General features: G+C 73.8%; 12 protein-coding genes. 5 read left to right on the top strand and 7 right to left on the bottom strand.

Features of this window, described 5'->3' with window-relative positions; genetic code table 11:
* Positions 1-76: 76 nt before the first annotated feature.
* Entirely contained in the window at positions 77-1,783 is a 1,707-nt protein-coding gene (locus ACFVUH_RS11520; RefSeq protein ID WP_387912632.1) for an NlpC/P60 family protein, read from the bottom strand.
* A gap of 336 nt (positions 1,784-2,119) precedes the next feature.
* On the opposite strand from ACFVUH_RS11520, the gene ACFVUH_RS11515 reads away from it, so the two are divergent.
* Both ACFVUH_RS11515 and ACFVUH_RS11510 read left to right on the top strand, forming a co-directional pair.
* On the top strand, positions 2,120-3,316 hold the full coding sequence (locus tag ACFVUH_RS11515; protein WP_387912630.1) for an anion permease: 1,197 nt from the start codon (positions 2,120-2,122) through the stop codon (positions 3,314-3,316).
* Between the two features lie 29 nt (positions 3,317-3,345).
* On the top strand, positions 3,346-3,603 hold the full coding sequence (locus ACFVUH_RS11510; RefSeq protein ID WP_355364011.1) for a hypothetical protein: 258 nt from the start codon (positions 3,346-3,348) through the stop codon (positions 3,601-3,603).
* A gap of 373 nt (positions 3,604-3,976) precedes the next feature.
* Here ACFVUH_RS11510 and ACFVUH_RS11505 read toward each other — a convergent pair whose 3' ends face one another.
* Positions 3,977-5,527, bottom strand: a complete 1,551-nt coding sequence (locus ACFVUH_RS11505; protein ID WP_387912627.1) for an MDR family MFS transporter — start codon at positions 5,525-5,527, stop codon at positions 3,977-3,979.
* A 157-nt stretch (positions 5,528-5,684) separates the two neighbouring features.
* Positions 5,685-6,176, bottom strand: a complete 492-nt coding sequence (locus ACFVUH_RS11500; RefSeq protein WP_387912625.1) for a MarR family winged helix-turn-helix transcriptional regulator — start codon at positions 6,174-6,176, stop codon at positions 5,685-5,687.
* Between the two features lie 111 nt (positions 6,177-6,287).
* Here ACFVUH_RS11500 and ACFVUH_RS11495 point away from each other — a divergent pair, with 111 nt between their 5' ends.
* Positions 6,288-7,379: an ABC transporter permease gene (locus ACFVUH_RS11495; protein WP_387912623.1), complete on the top strand. Its 1,092-nt coding sequence runs from the start codon at positions 6,288-6,290 to the stop codon at positions 7,377-7,379.
* Positions 7,380-7,415: 36 nt separating this feature from the next.
* Here the strand turns inward: ACFVUH_RS11495 and ACFVUH_RS11490 are convergent, their stop codons facing one another.
* From ACFVUH_RS11490 to ACFVUH_RS11475, 4 genes are all read right to left on the bottom strand, one after another.
* Positions 7,416-8,636: an ROK family protein gene (locus tag ACFVUH_RS11490; protein WP_387912621.1), complete on the bottom strand. Its 1,221-nt coding sequence runs from the start codon at positions 8,634-8,636 to the stop codon at positions 7,416-7,418.
* Positions 8,629-9,219 (bottom strand): GtrA family protein, encoded by a 591-nt coding sequence (locus ACFVUH_RS11485; RefSeq protein WP_387912619.1) that lies wholly within the window; start codon positions 9,217-9,219, stop codon positions 8,629-8,631. Before ACFVUH_RS11485 ends, ACFVUH_RS11490 begins: the two co-directional genes overlap by 8 nt.
* A 97-nt stretch (positions 9,220-9,316) precedes the next feature.
* The gene (gene lon / locus ACFVUH_RS11480) at positions 9,317-11,731 is read right to left on the bottom strand and encodes an endopeptidase La (protein WP_387912617.1); all 2,415 of its coding nucleotides are present in this window, start codon (positions 11,729-11,731) and stop codon (positions 9,317-9,319) included.
* A gap of 137 nt (positions 11,732-11,868) precedes the next feature.
* Positions 11,869-12,681, bottom strand: coding sequence for a rhomboid-like protein (locus tag ACFVUH_RS11475; protein WP_387912615.1), 813 nt, complete (start codon positions 12,679-12,681; stop codon positions 11,869-11,871).
* 550 nt (positions 12,682-13,231) lie between these two features.
* Between ACFVUH_RS11475 and ACFVUH_RS11470 the strand changes: the two genes are divergently transcribed.
* Both ACFVUH_RS11470 and ACFVUH_RS11465 read left to right on the top strand, forming a co-directional pair.
* Positions 13,232-13,969 carry a response regulator transcription factor gene (locus tag ACFVUH_RS11470; protein ID WP_344337269.1) on the top strand — a complete coding sequence of 246 codons (738 nt, stop codon included), beginning with the start codon at positions 13,232-13,234 and terminating at the stop codon, positions 13,967-13,969.
* Between the two features lie 82 nt (positions 13,970-14,051).
* Complete coding sequence (locus ACFVUH_RS11465; RefSeq protein ID WP_355363987.1) at positions 14,052-15,182, top strand: ATP-binding protein; 1,131 nt, start codon at positions 14,052-14,054, stop codon at positions 15,180-15,182.
* Positions 15,183-15,375: the final 193 nt, after the last annotated feature.

The raw sequence follows: 15,375 nt of genomic DNA, 5'->3' as shown, positions 1-15,375 counted from the left end.
AGGTCTGGGCGTACGTCACCTCGGTGGCGACATTCCCGATCACCGTCACCTGGGTCTCGTTCACAACACGCTCCGCTCAGTTCTGGGTGGGCGAGAGGGTGCCGGACGTGGTGGCGGAGGCGGTGCCGGAGGCCGTGGCGGCGTTGGAGCCGGTGGCGGTGGGCGAGCCGGTGCCGGTGCCGGTGGAGGCGGGGGTGCCCGAGGGGGTCTCGGTGGGCGTGCCCGTCGGCGTTCCGGTCGGGGTACCCGTGGGCGTTCCGGTCGGGGTGCCGGTCGGCGTGGACGTCGGCGTCTCGGTGGGCGTGCCCGTCGGCGTACCGGTCGGGGTCTCGGTCGGAGTGCCGGTCGGCGTGCCCGTCGGGGTGCCCGTGGGCGTACCGGTCGGGGTCCCCGTCGGCGTACCGGTCGGCGTGGAGGGGTCCGGGGTGCCCGTCGGCGTGGCGGTGGGCTCGGGGGTGCCCGGGGCCGCCGGGGTGACGGGCGGCGGGACCGGGGTGCCCGGGGGGATCGGCGGCTGGTTGAGCGGGCTGGGCGCGATCGGGGTCACCGAGTCCCAGCCGGCCGGCAGGTCGGGGACCTTCCAGGCGCCGCCCGCCTCGTCGGCCGCCCCGTCCGGGTCCGGCCGGACGGCGCCGAGGATCGGGTTGGCCCCGATCGGCCCGACCTTGACGTACGAGCCCGGCCGCGGCGCGTGCACGACGAGCCCGCCGCCGATGTACATCGCGACGTGCGTGGCGCCCTCGAAGTAGATGATCAGATCACCCGGCCGCAGCTGGTCGAGCGGGATGCGCCGGAGCTGCGCCCACTGCTCCTGGCTGGTGCGCGGGATCGGCTTGCCGGCGTGCAGCCAGGCCTGCGAGGTGAGCCCGGAGCAGTCGAAGACGTCCGGCCCGGCGCCGCCCCACACGTACGGCTTGCCCAGCTGGGCGAGCGCGTAGGCGACCGCGGCGCGGCCGGCCAGCGACGGGGTGCGCTCGCCCTTGCCGAGCACGCCGGTGGCGAGGAAGGCGAGCTGGGCCTCGTCGGCCTTGGCCTTCTCGACCTGCTCCAGCTCGGCGCGCTGGGCACCGGTGAGCGAGGAGACCAGCTGCTCGACGCCGGCGAGGTCGGCGGCGACCTTGGCCTTGGCGGCGTCCTGCTGGGTGACCAGGGTCTGCGAGGTGGCGAGCGCCTCCTCGTTCTGCTTCTGCAGCCCGCCGAGCGCGTCGCGGTCGGCGGTCAGCTTGTTGAGGAAGTCGTTCTGCGAGCGGCTGGCGGCGGCGAGCAGCTCGGCGATGGTGACGGCCTCGTACGGGTCCTTGGAGAGCAGCAGCTCCGCGTAGGCGGACGCGGCGCCGTTGCGGTACTGGGCGGCGGCGAGCTGGGCGGCGATGTCGGTGCCCGCGTCGACCTGCTTCTGCTGGCGCTCCAGCTTGGCCTTGAGTTCGGTGAGCGCGGCCTGCTGCACGGCGACCCGGTCGACGGCCGCGTTGTACTGCTCGGTGGCGGCCTCGGCGCCCTGGTAGAGCGCGTGCAGCTGGTCGAGCAGCGGGCCGAGGGTGGCCTTGGCGGCGGCGAGCGGGTCGGCACCGGCGGGATCGGCGACGGGTGCTCCGGGTGCGGTGGTGGCCGGCGGGACCGGGTCGGCCCAGGCCGCGCCGGAGGCCAGCGGCAGCGACAGGGCGGCTGCCGCGAGCACGGCGCCGCAGCGCAGCGCGGCCCGGACCCAGGCCGGTCGTCTGCCGCCCGCTCCGCCCGCCGGTCGTCCGTCCGTCAGCTCCGCGCGCCGTACCGCCCCGCCCATGGGTCTCGTCCTCCCCGTCCGCCCGCGCTCCGGGGTACCCGGACCTCCGGCAGATCCTGCCACGGGTTACTCGCCGGAAACAGGCCGCGCCCGTACGACGCGATGAATTTTTCACCCTTCCTGTGAGGCAACTCTCAGCAAAACGGGCGAAGCGGGCGGATCTCCACTAATGTCCAGCTCAGCGCGGCGGGCGCAACTCTTCGGAAAGGTCCCGGCAACCCCTACGACACTGTCGGAACCTTGATTCAGACGCCAGTTCACCTTCCGTTCACCAAGCGTCCCTAGCGTCGCGCACGACACCAACGTCAGTGCGACAACTACGACGATTGTTTGGGTATGGAACACATCTCGTTCCTGGTGGCCGTTGTGATCATCACGGCGCTCGCCTTCGACTTCACCAACGGGTTCCACGACACCGCCAACGCGATGGCCACCTCCATCGCGACGGGAGCCCTCCGGCCGAAGATCGCAGTCACCATCGCGGCCCTCCTCAACTTCGCGGGCGCGTTCCTCTCCGTGAAGGTCGCCACCACCATCTCCGGCGGCATCGTCAACGAGAAGGCCGGTATCCATCCGGAGATCATCTTCGCCGCACTGGCCGGCGCCATCCTCTGGAACCTGCTGACCTGGCTGCGCGGCCTGCCGTCGAGCTCTTCGCACGCGCTCTACGGCGGTCTGATCGGCGCCACCGTGGTCGGTGTCGGTGCCAACGGCGTCAACTTCGACACCGTGGTCAGCAAGATCCTCATCCCGGCGATCGCCTCCCCGCTGGTGGCCGGCCTGGCCTCCTGGGGCGCCACCAAGCTGGCCTTCGCGATCACCCGCAAGAGCGACGAGAAGACCGTCGGCAAGGGCTTCCGCACCGGCCAGATCTTCTCCTCCTCGCTGATCTCGCTGGCGCACGGCACCAACGACGCCCAGAAGACGATGGGCATCATCACCCTGACCCTGGTCTCGGTCGGCGCCCTGCCGAAGGGCGCGCTGCCCCCCACCTGGGTCATCATCTCGGCCGGCGCCGCGATCGCGCTCGGCACCTACATGGGCGGCTGGCGGATCATCCGCTCGATGGGCAGCGGCCTGGCGGACATCACCCCGCGCCAGGGCTTCGCCTCCGAGTCGGCCTCCGCGACGGTCATCCTGACCTCGTCCAGCATGGGCTTCGGCCTCTCCACCACCCAGGTCTGCTCCGGCGGCATCATGGGCGCCGGCCTCGGCGGCCCGAAGGCCGAGCTGCGCTGGGGCATGGTCCGCCGCATGGTCTACACCTGGGGCCTGACCCTGCCCGCCGCCGCCACCGTGGGCGGACTCGCCGCCTACCTGGCCGAGCGGGGCAACTGGGGCGTCGCCCTGGTCGGTGCCGCCCTGGTGGCCGGCTCGGGCGCGATGTGGGTCATCTCCCGCCGCCAGCCGGTCCACGCGGACAACGTCAACGACGCCTCCGACGTCACCCCGGTCGAGGTCGGCCCGGCCGAGGCCGACCCCGCCGCCGTGCCCGCCTCCCCGACCCCGTCCTCGACCACGGTCGCGGCCTGACCGCCGCCGGCTGAGGAGCTCGAATCACCATGCACATCAAGTGGAACGCCCTGGCCCAGACCGCCGGTGTCAGCTTCGGCATCACCGTCGCCGTGGTCGCCGTCTTCGCTCTCGGCATCCTCGCCCTGTCCCGCCGCGAGGCCGCGCTCACCGCGCGCCGCGAGACGGCCGGTGCCGGCGCCGCCCCGGTGACCGGCGGCCGGCTGGCCCTGGCCGGCGCGTACGCCTGCTTCGCCGTCTGCGGCGCGGTGGTCCTCTACGGGCTGAGCCTGATCGCCCACAAGTAGCGGCACGCGGTACGCCGGAGGGCCGGGAGCGGCAGCACCGCTCCCGGCCCTCCGGCGTTCCACGACGCGCCGGCCAGGACGCGACGCGGCCGGTCACGGCCTGGCCGGCGCACGGGGCCGCCCCTCGCACCGACGGCACGCCGGCCCGCACCCGGCCCTTCGGTGATCGACGGCAACGCGGCATGGGGGTACCTCCCGGCCGTCGGGCCGGGGATGCGTCGCCCGGCAGGCGGGAGTTCGCGGACCGCCGCCGCAGCCCGGCCTCCCGAACGCACCGCCCCGCACGACGACCATGGCCGGCGCGACAGCACGCCGGAGGGCCGGGAGTGGTGGTCCACTCCCGGCCCTCCGGCGGTGCCGTCCCCGGCGGGTGTCACTCCTGACCGGTGCGCAGCACGGTCTCCCGGATGAACAGCACGGTGACGAAGGCCAGCAGCGCGAACGGCGCCGCCACCAGGAAGATCATGCCGACGCCGTGTCCGAAGGCATCGGTGACCAGCGGCACCACCTGCGCGGGCAGCTTGTGCAGGTCCGGGATGCCGCCGCCGAGCGAGCCGCCGCCCGCCGGGACGCCCGCGTTGGCCAGGTTCTCGGCGAGGTAGTGGCCGACCCGGTTGTTCATCAGCGCGCCGAGCGCCGAGACGCCCATCGCGCCGCCCATGGTGCGGAAGAAGGTGACCACCGAGCTGGCCGAGCCGAGCTCCGCGCGCGGCACGGTGTTCTGGACGGCGAGGACGAGGTTCTGCATGGTGAGGCCGAGGCCGATGCCGGTGACCGCCATGTAGACGGAGAGCAGGCCGTAGTTGGTGTCGGCCCGGGCGGTGCCGAGCAGGCCGAAGCCGATGGCCAGCAGCAGCGTTCCGCTGACCAGGTAGACCTTCCACTTGCCGTACTTGGTGATCAGCTTGCCGGCGACGGTGGAGGAGACGGCCAGGCCGAGGATCATCGGCAGGGTCATCAGGCCGGCCACCGTCGGGGACTTGTCCCGGGCGAGCTGGAAGTACTGGCTGAGGAAGGTGGTCGCGCCGTACATCCCGATGCCGACCAGCACGCTGGCCAGCGCGGCCAGGGTGACCGTCCGGTGCTTGAACAGGTGCGGCGGGATGATCGGCTCGGCCGCGCGGCGCTCGACGACGACGGCGAGGGCGCCGAGCAGCAGGCCGCCGCCGACCATGACCGCGGTCTGCCAGGAGAGCCAGGCGTAGTTCTTGCCCGCCAGGGTGATCCAGATCATCAGCAGGCTGACCGCGCCGGTGATCACCAGGGCGCCGAGGTAGTCGATCTTCACCTTGCGCTTGACCACGGGCAGCTTCAGGGTGCGCTGCAGCACCAGGATCGCGGCCAGCGCGAACGGGATGCCGACGTAGAAGCACCAGCGCCAGCCGAGCCAGGAGGTGTCCACGATGACGCCGCCGATCAGCGGGCCGCCGATGGTGGCCAGCGCGAAGACGGCGCCGAAGTAGCCGCTGTACCGGCCGCGCTCACGCGGCGGGACCATCGCGGCCAGGCAGATCTGGGCGAGGGCGGTGACACCGCCGGCGCCGATGCCCTGGAGGGCGCGGCAGGCGATCAGCTCGCCGGTGTTCTGGGAGAGGCCGGCCAGCGCGGAGGAGGCGATGTAGATCACCAGCGCGATCTGCAGCAGCAGCTTCTTGCTGGCGAGGTCGGAGAGCTTGCCCCAGATCGGGGTGGAGGCGGTGAGGGTGAGCAGGGTCGCGGTGATCACCCAGGTGTAGGCGGACTGGCCGCCGTGCAGGTCGGTGAGGATCCGCGGCAGCGCGTTGGAGACGACGGTCGACGAGAGCACGGCGACGAAGAGGCCGAGCAGCAGGCCGGAGAGTGCCTCCATCACCTGCCGGTGCGTCATCGGTTGGTCGGTCGTGTCGGCGGCTCCGGTCGCGGCAGGCGTGGCGGTGACGGTCATCGAGGTCCTTCGGAATAGTTGCCTGTGGCAACCATAAGGCCGATGGTTGACCTAGGCAACATTCGTCAAGAACAAGTAAAGCCCGGACCGATCCCGGCCCGGGCCCCTTGCGTCCCCCCTGCCCCGCACGTCGGCTCCCGCCCCGCGCGTCCGCCGCTCAGCCGGCCGGTGCGGCCGCCGCCTCGCCGACCACGTCGTTGAAGCGGTGCAGCAGCTCGGCGAAGCGCGCCACGTCCTCCTCCGGCCAGCCGCCGATCAGCTCCCGCACCCGGGTCATCCGGGCGGCCCTGGCCGCCAGGAAGCGCCGCCGGCCGTCCTCGGTGAGCGAGACCCGGGCGGAGCGGCGATCCTGCGGGTCCACCTCCCGGGCCAGCAGGCCCAGCTCCTCCAGCGCCCGGATCTGCCGGCTGATCGTCGCCTTGCCGACCGCGAAGTGCACGCCGACGTCGGTCACCCGCACCGACCCGGCCTGCTCGACGTAGCTCAGCAGGCTGTACGCCATGCCCTCCAGCTGCGGGTGGACCCGCCGGGAGAGCTCGGACATCCGGGCCCGGCCGCGCCGGAACAGCACCCCCACCTCGCGCTCGACCGCCAGCAGCGGGTCCTCGTCCTGCGGGGCCTCGTCGCGGCCCTCGTCCTGCGTACTCACCGCGTCAGTATCCCGCAGCCCGTCCGGAGCGCCCCGGCGCGGGAGAAACCTCAACGAAACTAGTTCATGCTATTAAGTACCCGGTTTCCCCCGATACGCAAGGAGATGTGCATGACCGCCCCAGGGCAGCAGGGACCCGAGCCCACCGAGGCACCGGAGCGCACGGCCGAACCGGCACCGAAGAAGGGCTTCGCCGCCGAACTGAAGGGCGCGGTCACCCCGCGGGCGGCGCTGCTGGTCATCGGCGTGCTGCTCCTCCAGCTGGGCTTCGTCACCTCGTACGTCGGCGCGCTGCACCAGCCGAAGCCGCACGAGCTGTCGATCGCGGTGGTCGCCCCGCCGCAGGTCGCCCCCAAGCTGGTCCAGGGCCTGGAGTCGGTCCCGGACGAGGCCGTGAAGGCCGTCACGGCGCCGGACGCGGAGGCCGCCACCCAGCAGATCAAGGACCAGAAGATCTACGCCGCGCTGGTGGTGAACCCGGCGTCCACGGAGGACGTGCTGCTGGTCGCCAACGCGCGCGGGCCGTCCGCGGCCCGGGCCGCCGAGTCCATCGTCACCGGCCTGGAGAACAGCCAGGGCCGCACGGTCGTCGTCCAGGACGTCGTGCCGCTCGCCACGGGCGACGCCAACGGGCTCTCCTCCTTCTACCTGGTGATCGGCTGGTGCGTCGGCGGCTACCTGGTCGCCTCGATCCTCGGCGTCAGCGCCGGCGCCAAGCCGTCCAACACCCACCGGGCGCTGATCCGGCTCGGCACCCTGGCGGTGTACTCGGTCGCGGCCGGCATCGGCGGTGCGATCATCGTCCAGACGGTCCTGGACGCGCTGCCCGGCTCGTTCTGGGCGATGTCCGCCCTCGGCGCGCTGGTGGTCTTCGCGGTCGGCGCGTTCACCATGGCCCTGCAGTGCCTGTTCGACATCATCGGCATCGGCATCGCGGTGCTGATCTTCGTGGTGCTCGGCAACCCGAGCGCGGGCGGCGTCTTCCCGCCGCCGCTGATGCCGCCGTTCTGGCGGGCGATCGGCGCCTGGTTCCCGAACGGCGCCGGCACCGACGCGGCCCGCTCGATCGCCTACTTCGACGCCACCAACCTGACCCAGCCGCTGCTGGTCCTGCTGGCCTGGGCGCTGGTCGGCATCGGCATCACCTTCGCCGCCGTCCTCGGCAAGCCCTCGCGGCTGAGCCGCGAGCTGGTCAAGGACTGACGGCCGGGCCGCTAGGGCGTGTCTGTCAGACACGCCCTAAGGCTCCTCCAGCCGGCCCGGGTCGGCGAGCAGCGACCGGACCACGCCGACCGCGGCCCCCAGCAGGGGGCCGCGGCGGCCCAGCCGGGAGACCGTCAGCCGCTCCTCCGACCAGGGCCGGACGGTCACCCGGGCGGTCAGCTCGGCCCGCATCGCGGGCAGCAGCCAGGGCGCCAGCTGGGCGTAGCCGCCGCCCAGCACCACCTCGGCCGGGTCCAGCAGGTTGACCGCCCCGGCCGCGGCGATGCCCAGCGCGGCACCGGCGCCGTCGAGCGCCGTCCGCACCTCCTCGTCCCCGGCCCCGGCCCGCTCCGCGAGCAGCGCCACCCAGTCGCCCCGGACCCCCTCCAGCCCGGCCGCGCGCAGCACCGCCGACTCCCCCGCGTACTGCTCCAGGCAACCGTGCGCCCCGCACGCGCAGCGCGGCCCCTCCGGGTGCACCGGGACGTGGCCCAGCTCGCCCGCGTAGCCGCGCGCGCCGCGCAGCAGCCGGCCGTCGACGACGATCGCCGAGCCGACCCCCGCCTCGGCGGAGACGTGCAGGAAGTGCTCCGGACCGTCGCCCAGCCAGAGCTCGGCCAGCCCGCCGAGGTTGGCCTCGTTGTCGGCCCGCAGCGGGAGTTCGGCCAGTTCCTCGGCGTTGGCGGCGCGCAGCGCCAGCCGCAGCTCGGCGACGGCCGCGACGTCCCGCCAGTCCAGGTTGGCGGCCCGCCGGAGCAGCGCGCCGTCGGCGCCGACCAGTCCGGGCACGGCCAGCGCCAGCCCGGCCGGGCGCAGCCCGGCGTCCGCGACGGCCCGGCGGAGCAGCTCGGCGAGGTCGGCCATGACGGCGGCGGGCTGCCGCCCCCGGTTGCGGATCTCCTGGCGGCGCCAGGCGCGGACCTCGCCGCGCAGGTCGACCACGCAGGCACCCAGGTGCTCCACCCCGATCTCGGCGCCGAGGCCGGCCGGGCCGTCCGGGTTGAGCCCGAGCGCGGTGCCGGGGCGGCCGACCTTGCCGCTGGGCGTGGCCGGGCCCTCCTCGACCAGCAGTCCGGCCGCGATCAGCTCCTCGGCGAGCGAGGAGACGGCGGCCCTGGTCAGCCCGCTCTCGGCGGCCACCTCGGCGCGGGAGCGCGGGGTGCGGGAGACGATCCGCAGCACCAGCGCCAGATTGGCCCGGCGCATGCCCTGCTGGCTCGCGGGCCCGGCCCCACGCGGACCGTCCGGCTCACGCATCGCCCTCACCCGCTCCGGCCTCCGCCGACCGCACCGAAGGGCCCAGGGCGCGCCGGCCCTCGGGGCCCGGGTCGGCGAAGACCCCGGCGGCGTCCGCGACGGGCTGCTCCATCCGCGTGAAGACCCAGCGCCGCATGGCCCAGAAGCGGAACAGCATCGCCGCGAAGGTGCCCAGCACCATCCCGCTCAGGAAGTCGGCCACCTCCCGGGTGACCGGGCTGACCCGTGGCTCGCGCAGCTCGAACAGGTAGCGCGAGGCGATCAGCGGCAGCACGTTGACGGCGATGGCGACGGCGCTCACCAGCAGGAACAGCAGCGGTTCGCGCCGCCGCCAGGAGGAGCGGAAGCTCCACCGCCGGTTGAGCACGTAGGAGACGGCGGTGCCGGCCACCGTCGCCACGGTCAGCGCCAGCACGGGCTTGCGCTCCAGCACGGTCAGCCGCAGCGCGTAGTTGATCAGCAGCGTCAGGGCGAAGCAGCCGCTGCCGACCAGCAGGAACTTCACCAGGCTCCGGTGCCGGACCAGGAAGGGGCGCACCCCCTCCGGGACCCGGGCCAGGGCGCGCTGGGTCAAGGACGGCACCCTCGCAGTCTGGCACGCGTCCCGCGGCCCGTCCCGTCCGGCGATCCACCGGACGGGACGGGCCGCGACGCGCCTCGCGGCGGGCCCTACGGGTCGGTCAGGCCGCCGCCACCAGCACGCCGGCCGGCTCCAGAGCCAGCTCCAGCACCTCCCGGACGTCCGCGACCGGGTGGACGCTCAGCCGCTCCAGCACCTCGGCGGGGACGTCGTCCAGGTCGGCCTCGTTGCGCTTGGGGATGATCACCGTGGTGATCCCGGCCCGGTCGGCGGCGAGCAGCTTCTGCTTCACCCCGCCGATCGGCAGCACCCGCCCGGTCAGCGACACCTCACCGGTCATCGCCACGTCGGTGCGCACCTTGCGCCCGGAGAGCAGCGAGGCCAGCGCCGTGGTCATGGTGATGCCGGCGCTCGGCCCGTCCTTGGGCACGGCCCCGGCCGGGACGTGCAGGTGCACGCCGCGGTCACGCAGCGAGGTGACCGGCAGCTCCAGCTCGGCGCCGCGCGAGCGCAGGTAGGAGAGCGCGATGTGCGCGGACTCCTTCATGACGTCGCCCAGCTGGCCGGTCAGGGTCAGCCCGGTGCCGCCGGTCTCGGCGTCGGCGAGCGAGGCCTCGATGTAGAGCACGTCGCCGCCGGCCCCGGTGACCGCCAGTCCGGTGGCCACGCCGGGCACCGCGGTGCGCCGCTCGGCGGGCTCCTGGGCCGCCTCCGGGACGTGGTGCGGCCGGCCGATCAGGGCGCGCAGGTCGTCGGCGCCGATCGCGGCGGGCAGCTCGCGCTCGCCCAGCTCGTGCTGCGCGGCGACCTTGCGCAGCACCCGGGCGATGGCCCGTTCGAGGTTGCGGACGCCGGCCTCCCGGGTGTACTCGCCGGCCAGGCTGCGCAGCGCCGGCTCGTCGACCACGACCTCCTCGCCCTTCAGCCCGGCCTTCTCCAGCTGGCGCGGGAGCAGGTGGTCGCGGGCGATGACGACCTTCTCGTCCTCGGTGTAGCCGTCCAGGCGGACCAGCTCCATCCGGTCGAGCAGCGGCTCGGGGATGGCCTCCAGCACATTGGCGGTGGCGAGGAAGACCACGTCGGAGAGGTCCAGCTCGACCTCCAGGTAGTGGTCCCGGAAGGTGTGGTTCTGCGCCGGGTCGAGCACCTCCAGCAGGGCGGCGGCCGGGTCGCCCCGGTAGTCGGAGCCGACCTTGTCGATCTCGTCGAGCAGGACGACCGGGTTCATCGAGCCGGCCTCCTTGATGGCGCGGACCAGCCGGCCGGGCAGCGCGCCGACGTAGGTGCGCCGGTGGCCGCGGATCTCCGCCTCGTCCCGGACGCCGCCGAGCGCGACCCGGACGAACTTGCGGCCCATGGCGTGGGCCACCGAGGAACCGAGCGAGGTCTTTCCGACCCCGGGCGGGCCGACCAGGGCCAGCACCGCGCCTCCGCGGCGGCCTCCCACCAGTCCGAGCCCCTGGTCGGCCCGGCGCTTGCGGACGGCCAGGTACTCGACGATCCGCTCCTTCACGTCGGCCAGGCCGGCGTGGTCGGCGTCCAGCACCGCGCGGGCGCCGGCGATGTCGTAGGAGTCCTCGGTGCGCTCGTTCCAGGGCAGCTCCAGGACGGTGTCCAGCCAGGTGCGGATCCACGAGCCCTCGGGCGACTGGTCGCTGGAGCGCTCCAGCTTGTCGACCTCCTTGAGCGCGGCCTCGCGGACCTTCTCCGGCAGGTCGGCGGCCTCCACCCGGGCGCGGTAGTCCTCCTCCTCGTCGGCCGGGTCGCCGTTCAGCTCGGCCAGCTCCTTGCGGACGGCCTCCAGCTGGCGGCGGAGCAGGAACTCCTTCTGCTGCTTGGCCACGCCCTCCTCGACGTCCTTGCGGATGGTGTCGTTGACCTCCTCCTCGGCGAGGTGGTCGCGGAGCAGGCCGAGCGCGTACTCCAGTCGCGCGACCTGGTCGGCCTCCAGCAGCACCTTGAGCTTCTGCTCGGCGGTGACGAAGGAGGCGTAGCCGATGTTGTCGGCGAGTTCGCCGACACCCTCGATGGCGGCCACCCGGTCGACGATCTGCCAGGCGCCGCGCTTGCGCAGCCACTGGGTGGACAGGTTCTTGTACTCCTTGACCAGTTCGGCGGCCCGCCCGGCCACCGGGGTGCCGACCGAGGACTCCCGGAACGGCGTGGTCTCCACCCAGAGCGCGGCGCCGGGCCCGGTGGTGCCGACGCCGATCCGCACCCGGCGCACCGCGCGCACCAGCGCGGCCGGCTGCCCGATCGAATTGGGGCCGTCAGCGAGCCTGCCGACCTGCTCGACGGTGGCGAGGGTGCCGACCGCCGCGTACGAGCCGTCCACCCGCGGCACCAGCAGGACCTGGGGCTTGCCGGTGCTGCCGGGGGCGGCGGCGCGCGCGGCCTCGACGGCGGCGCGGACCTCGGTGTCCTTCAGGTCCAGCGGAACGACCATGCCCGGCAGGACGACCTCGTCGTCGAGCGGCAGCACGGGCAGGGTGAGCGGTGTGGACGTCGATGCCATGATCTCTCCCCAGTCAGCGAACTTGAGTCGACCTGACTAAGGCTTCGCGGCGGCCGGATGTTCCCCGGGCTGCGTTCGCCGTGAGCGAACGGCGGAGGAGTCCCGGCCGGGCCGTCAAAACCAGGACCGGACCCGGCTCAGAGCCGCTCCAGCACCGCGGCCCGACCCGCCGCGGAAGCCGCCGTGACAGCCGGCGCAGAGGCCGGCGCGGGCGCCGACCGGGGGCGCCCGGCGAGCACCCCGAGCCGGGTACGGCGCGGCCGGTACCCGTCCCGGCGGCGCAGCCACCGCCACAGCACCACCCCGGCCAGCAGCGCCGCCGGGTGGCCGACCCCGGTGACGAGGTCCCGGTCCTCGGCGATCTGCCCGGCGATCAGCGCGGCGGCCAGTCCGAGCGCGACCACCCGTCCGCCCGGCCGCAGCAGCCCGGCCAGCGCGCCGAGACTGGCCAGCACGCCGTAGCTGACGCCGATGTCCAGGTAGTCCATCGCGGCCGGCTCCAGCCGCCCGGCCTCCACCCCGACGACGACCACGCCCTGGGAGAGCAGGGTGGCGCCGATGTGCCCGGCGGCGAAGACGGCCGCCGCCCGGGCCGGGCCGACCCGGCGCTCCAGCGGCGCGACGGTGAGGGCGAAGGCCCACAGGTAGGGCACCCAGTTCGGGCCGGCCACCCAGAAGCCGCTCAGCAGCAGCGCGCGCAGCGGGTGCTGGAGCAGGTTGTGCCCGTCCGAGCTGGACGCCTCCTGGAGCCGCAGCACGAGGTCGGGGTCGGCGAGCTGGGCGAAGGTGGTGGTGGCGCCGACCACGGCGAGGTAGCCCAGCGCGAAGGGATTGCGCCGCGGGGTCGGCACCCGGGCCAGCAGCCAGTCGGCCGCCCCGGCCCGCAGACCGTGCCGGAGCATCCCGTACGGCGGACCGCCGCGCCCGGCGCGCACCTGTCGCTCCGTCATGCCGCCTCCGCTCCGCCGCTCGTGACCGCCGCCCCCGCGCGTGTCCAACGTTCCGGCGCGTACCGGAAATCCCACCCCCCGCAAATTTGTCGTGGCCACGGTACGGCCGGCGGCTGGGAGCCCGCTGGGAGAACGCTGGGCGCGGGGGGATCGAGGGGTGGCCGAATTGGTCCATACCTTCTCCCCCCATACCCACGCCCGTCCCCGCTGACCGGCGGCTTGGTGTCGATCGATGTGCATACGTACCGTTACGGAGTGAAAAAACGCCGGGTAAGGTATCGGCCCGTGCCCACTTCCGAGTGGGCCCGACGGCCGGCCCGGCAAGCCGGCCCGCGGGCCGGAAATGTCCGGTCCACCTGCCGGGAATCACCCGCTGTCCGTACGCTGCGAGGTGTGCGGGAGAAGTGAGCGGCGCACGCCCGCTCGCCGGCACCGCGCACGCGACGGGACGGCGGACCCGGCACAGTCCACGACGGAACAAGACTACGAGCGGAGCCTTCGCCATCCCCACAGGTGGCCGGCCCGCAGCCCTGGGGGCGGTGGCGTGACCGTGACAGAAATTCAGCAGGACAACCAGAACGCCGGCGGCACGGTGAGCAGTCAGCGCAGAGTGCTGGTGGTCGAGGACGAGCCCACGATCGCCGAGTCCATCGCGGCCCGGCTGGGCGCGGAGGGCTTCAAGGTCGCCGTGGCCCACGACGGCCCGGGCGCCGTCGACGGCTTCCACACCTGGCAGCCCGACCTCGTCGTCCTCGACATCATGCTGCCCGGCTTCGACGGCCTGGAGGTGTGCCGCCGGATCCAGGCCCAGCGCCCGGTACCGGTCCTGATGCTCACCGCGCGGGACGACGAGACGGACCTGCTGGTCGGCCTCGGCGTCGGCGCCGACGACTACATGACCAAGCCCTTCTCCATGCGCGAACTGGCCGCCCGGGTCAATGTGCTGCTGCGCCGCGTCGAGCGCGCCCAGCAGGCCGCCCGCACGCCCGCACTGGGCAGCCTGCGCTTCGGCGAGCTGGAGATCGACCACGTGCAGCGCCGGGTCCGGCTGGCCTCGGGCGACGTCCACCTGACGCCGACCGAGTTCGACCTGCTCGCCTGCCTGGCCGCCCAGCCGCGCGCCGTGCTCACCCGCGAGCAGCTGCTGGCCGAGGTCTGGGACTGGACCGACGCGTCCGGCACCCGCACCGTCGACAGCCACGTCAAGGCGCTGCGCCGGAAGATCGGCGCCAGCTGGATCCGCACCGTGCACGGCGTCGGATACGCGTTGGAGGCCCCGCTCTCGTAGCGGCGCACCCTCGGACAACGGGCCGCCGGGGGGCCCGTGTCACGGACGCCGTGCGACCCACGCGGGGGATCACAGGGGACCAATGACCTTTCCACAGCAACGCAACGGGGACCTCGCCGGCAGCCGGCCGCCCACCCTGGCCGCCCGCGCCGCGAGAAGGGTCTGGGCCGACATCCGGCCACTCGACCCGGTCCGCTCGATCAAGGGCAAACTCGCCCTCCTGGTGATCGTGTCGGTCTTCCTGGCCACCGGCATGGTGGTCGTGGCGATCCGGTCCGAGACCCAGATCCGGATCATCATGATCTTCTCGATGATCGCCTCGCTGCTCTTCATGCAGTTCCTCGCGCACGGGCTGACCGCCCCGCTGCGCGACATGACCGCCGCCGCCCGCGCGATGGCCTCCGGCGACTACAGCCGCCGGGTCGAGGTGAACTCGCGCGACGAGATCGGCGAGCTCGCCGCCACCTTCAACCAGATGGCGGCCGACCTGGAGGCCGCCGACCGGCACCGCCGCGAACTGGTCGCCAACGTCTCGCACGAACTGCGCACGCCGATCGCCGCGCTGCACGCCGTGCTGGAGAACGTGGTCGACGGCGTCGTCCAGCCCAACCCGGCGACCCTGGGTGCCGCGCTGGAGCAGACCGAGCGGCTCGGCCGGCTGGTCGCCCATCTGCTGGACCTCTCCAAGATCGACGACGGCGTGGTCGACCTGGACGCCCGCCCCTTCGAGGTGCGCGAGTTCCTGGACGGCGTGCTGCGCGGGGTCACCGTGGACGGCGCCACGGCGGGCGGCGCGTTCTCCCGGCGCGGCGACGTCCGGCTCGCGCTGGAGGTGAGCCCGACGGGCCTGACCGGCGTCGCCGATCCGGAGCGGCTCCACCAGGTGGTCGCCAACCTGGTCGACAACGCCTGCAAGCACTCCCCGCCCGGCGGCACCGTGACGGTCCGCGCCCGGCCCGGCGAGGGGCCCGGCGCGCTGCTGCTGGAGGTCGAGGACGAGGGTCCCGGCATCCCCGCGGCGGACCGGACCCGGGTCTTCGAGCGGTTCGGGCGCAGCGGCACCGCGACCGCCGCCGGCCCGGGCGCCGACGGCGGGACCGGCCTCGGCCTGGCCATCGCCCGCTGGGCGGTGGACCTGCACGGCGGGCGGATCGAGGTCGCCGAGGCCGCCCGCGGCTGCCGGATCGAGGTCCGGCTGCCCGGCCCGCGCTGAGCACCGCGCGCGGGCCGGGCGGCCGGGCCGTCCAGCCGACCGGACGACGGCCGGACGACGGCCGGACGACGGCCGGACGACACTCGGACGACGGCCCGGCCCGGGGAAAGAGGACAAATGTCACAGAACCGACACAGACCCGACCCTGGGACTCTTACCCCACCTTGTCCGCTTTTGCCACCATTTGGGTGGC

This window comes from Kitasatospora sp. NPDC058032 (assembly GCF_042885845.1).
Lineage (GTDB): Bacteria > Actinomycetota > Actinomycetes > Streptomycetales > Streptomycetaceae > Kitasatospora.
The sequence above is the reverse complement of the archived record's forward strand: the minus strand, read 5'-3'. Positions and strand labels throughout refer to the sequence as shown.

What these genes read in the sequence shown, in the direction of transcription:
- ACFVUH_RS11515 (WP_387912630.1), top strand. Translation starts at nt 2,120, where the DNA reads ATGGAACACATCTCGTTCCTGGTGGCCGTTGTGATCATCACGGCGCTC.
- ACFVUH_RS11505 (WP_387912627.1), bottom strand. Translation starts at nt 5,527, where the DNA reads ATGACCGTCACCGCCACGCCTGCCGCGACCGGAGCCGCCGACACGACC.
- ACFVUH_RS11495 (WP_387912623.1), top strand. Translation starts at nt 6,288, where the DNA reads ATGACCGCCCCAGGGCAGCAGGGACCCGAGCCCACCGAGGCACCGGAG.
- ACFVUH_RS11475 (WP_387912615.1), bottom strand. Translation starts at nt 12,681, where the DNA reads ATGACGGAGCGACAGGTGCGCGCCGGGCGCGGCGGTCCGCCGTACGGG.
- ACFVUH_RS11510 (WP_355364011.1), top strand. Translation starts at nt 3,346, where the DNA reads ATGCACATCAAGTGGAACGCCCTGGCCCAGACCGCCGGTGTCAGCTTC.
- ACFVUH_RS11520 (WP_387912632.1), bottom strand. Translation starts at nt 1,783, where the DNA reads ATGGGCGGGGCGGTACGGCGCGCGGAGCTGACGGACGGACGACCGGCG.
- ACFVUH_RS11465 (WP_355363987.1), top strand. Translation starts at nt 14,052, where the DNA reads ATGACCTTTCCACAGCAACGCAACGGGGACCTCGCCGGCAGCCGGCCG.
- ACFVUH_RS11490 (WP_387912621.1), bottom strand. Translation starts at nt 8,636, where the DNA reads ATGCGTGAGCCGGACGGTCCGCGTGGGGCCGGGCCCGCGAGCCAGCAG.
- lon (WP_387912617.1), bottom strand. Translation starts at nt 11,731, where the DNA reads ATGGCATCGACGTCCACACCGCTCACCCTGCCCGTGCTGCCGCTCGAC.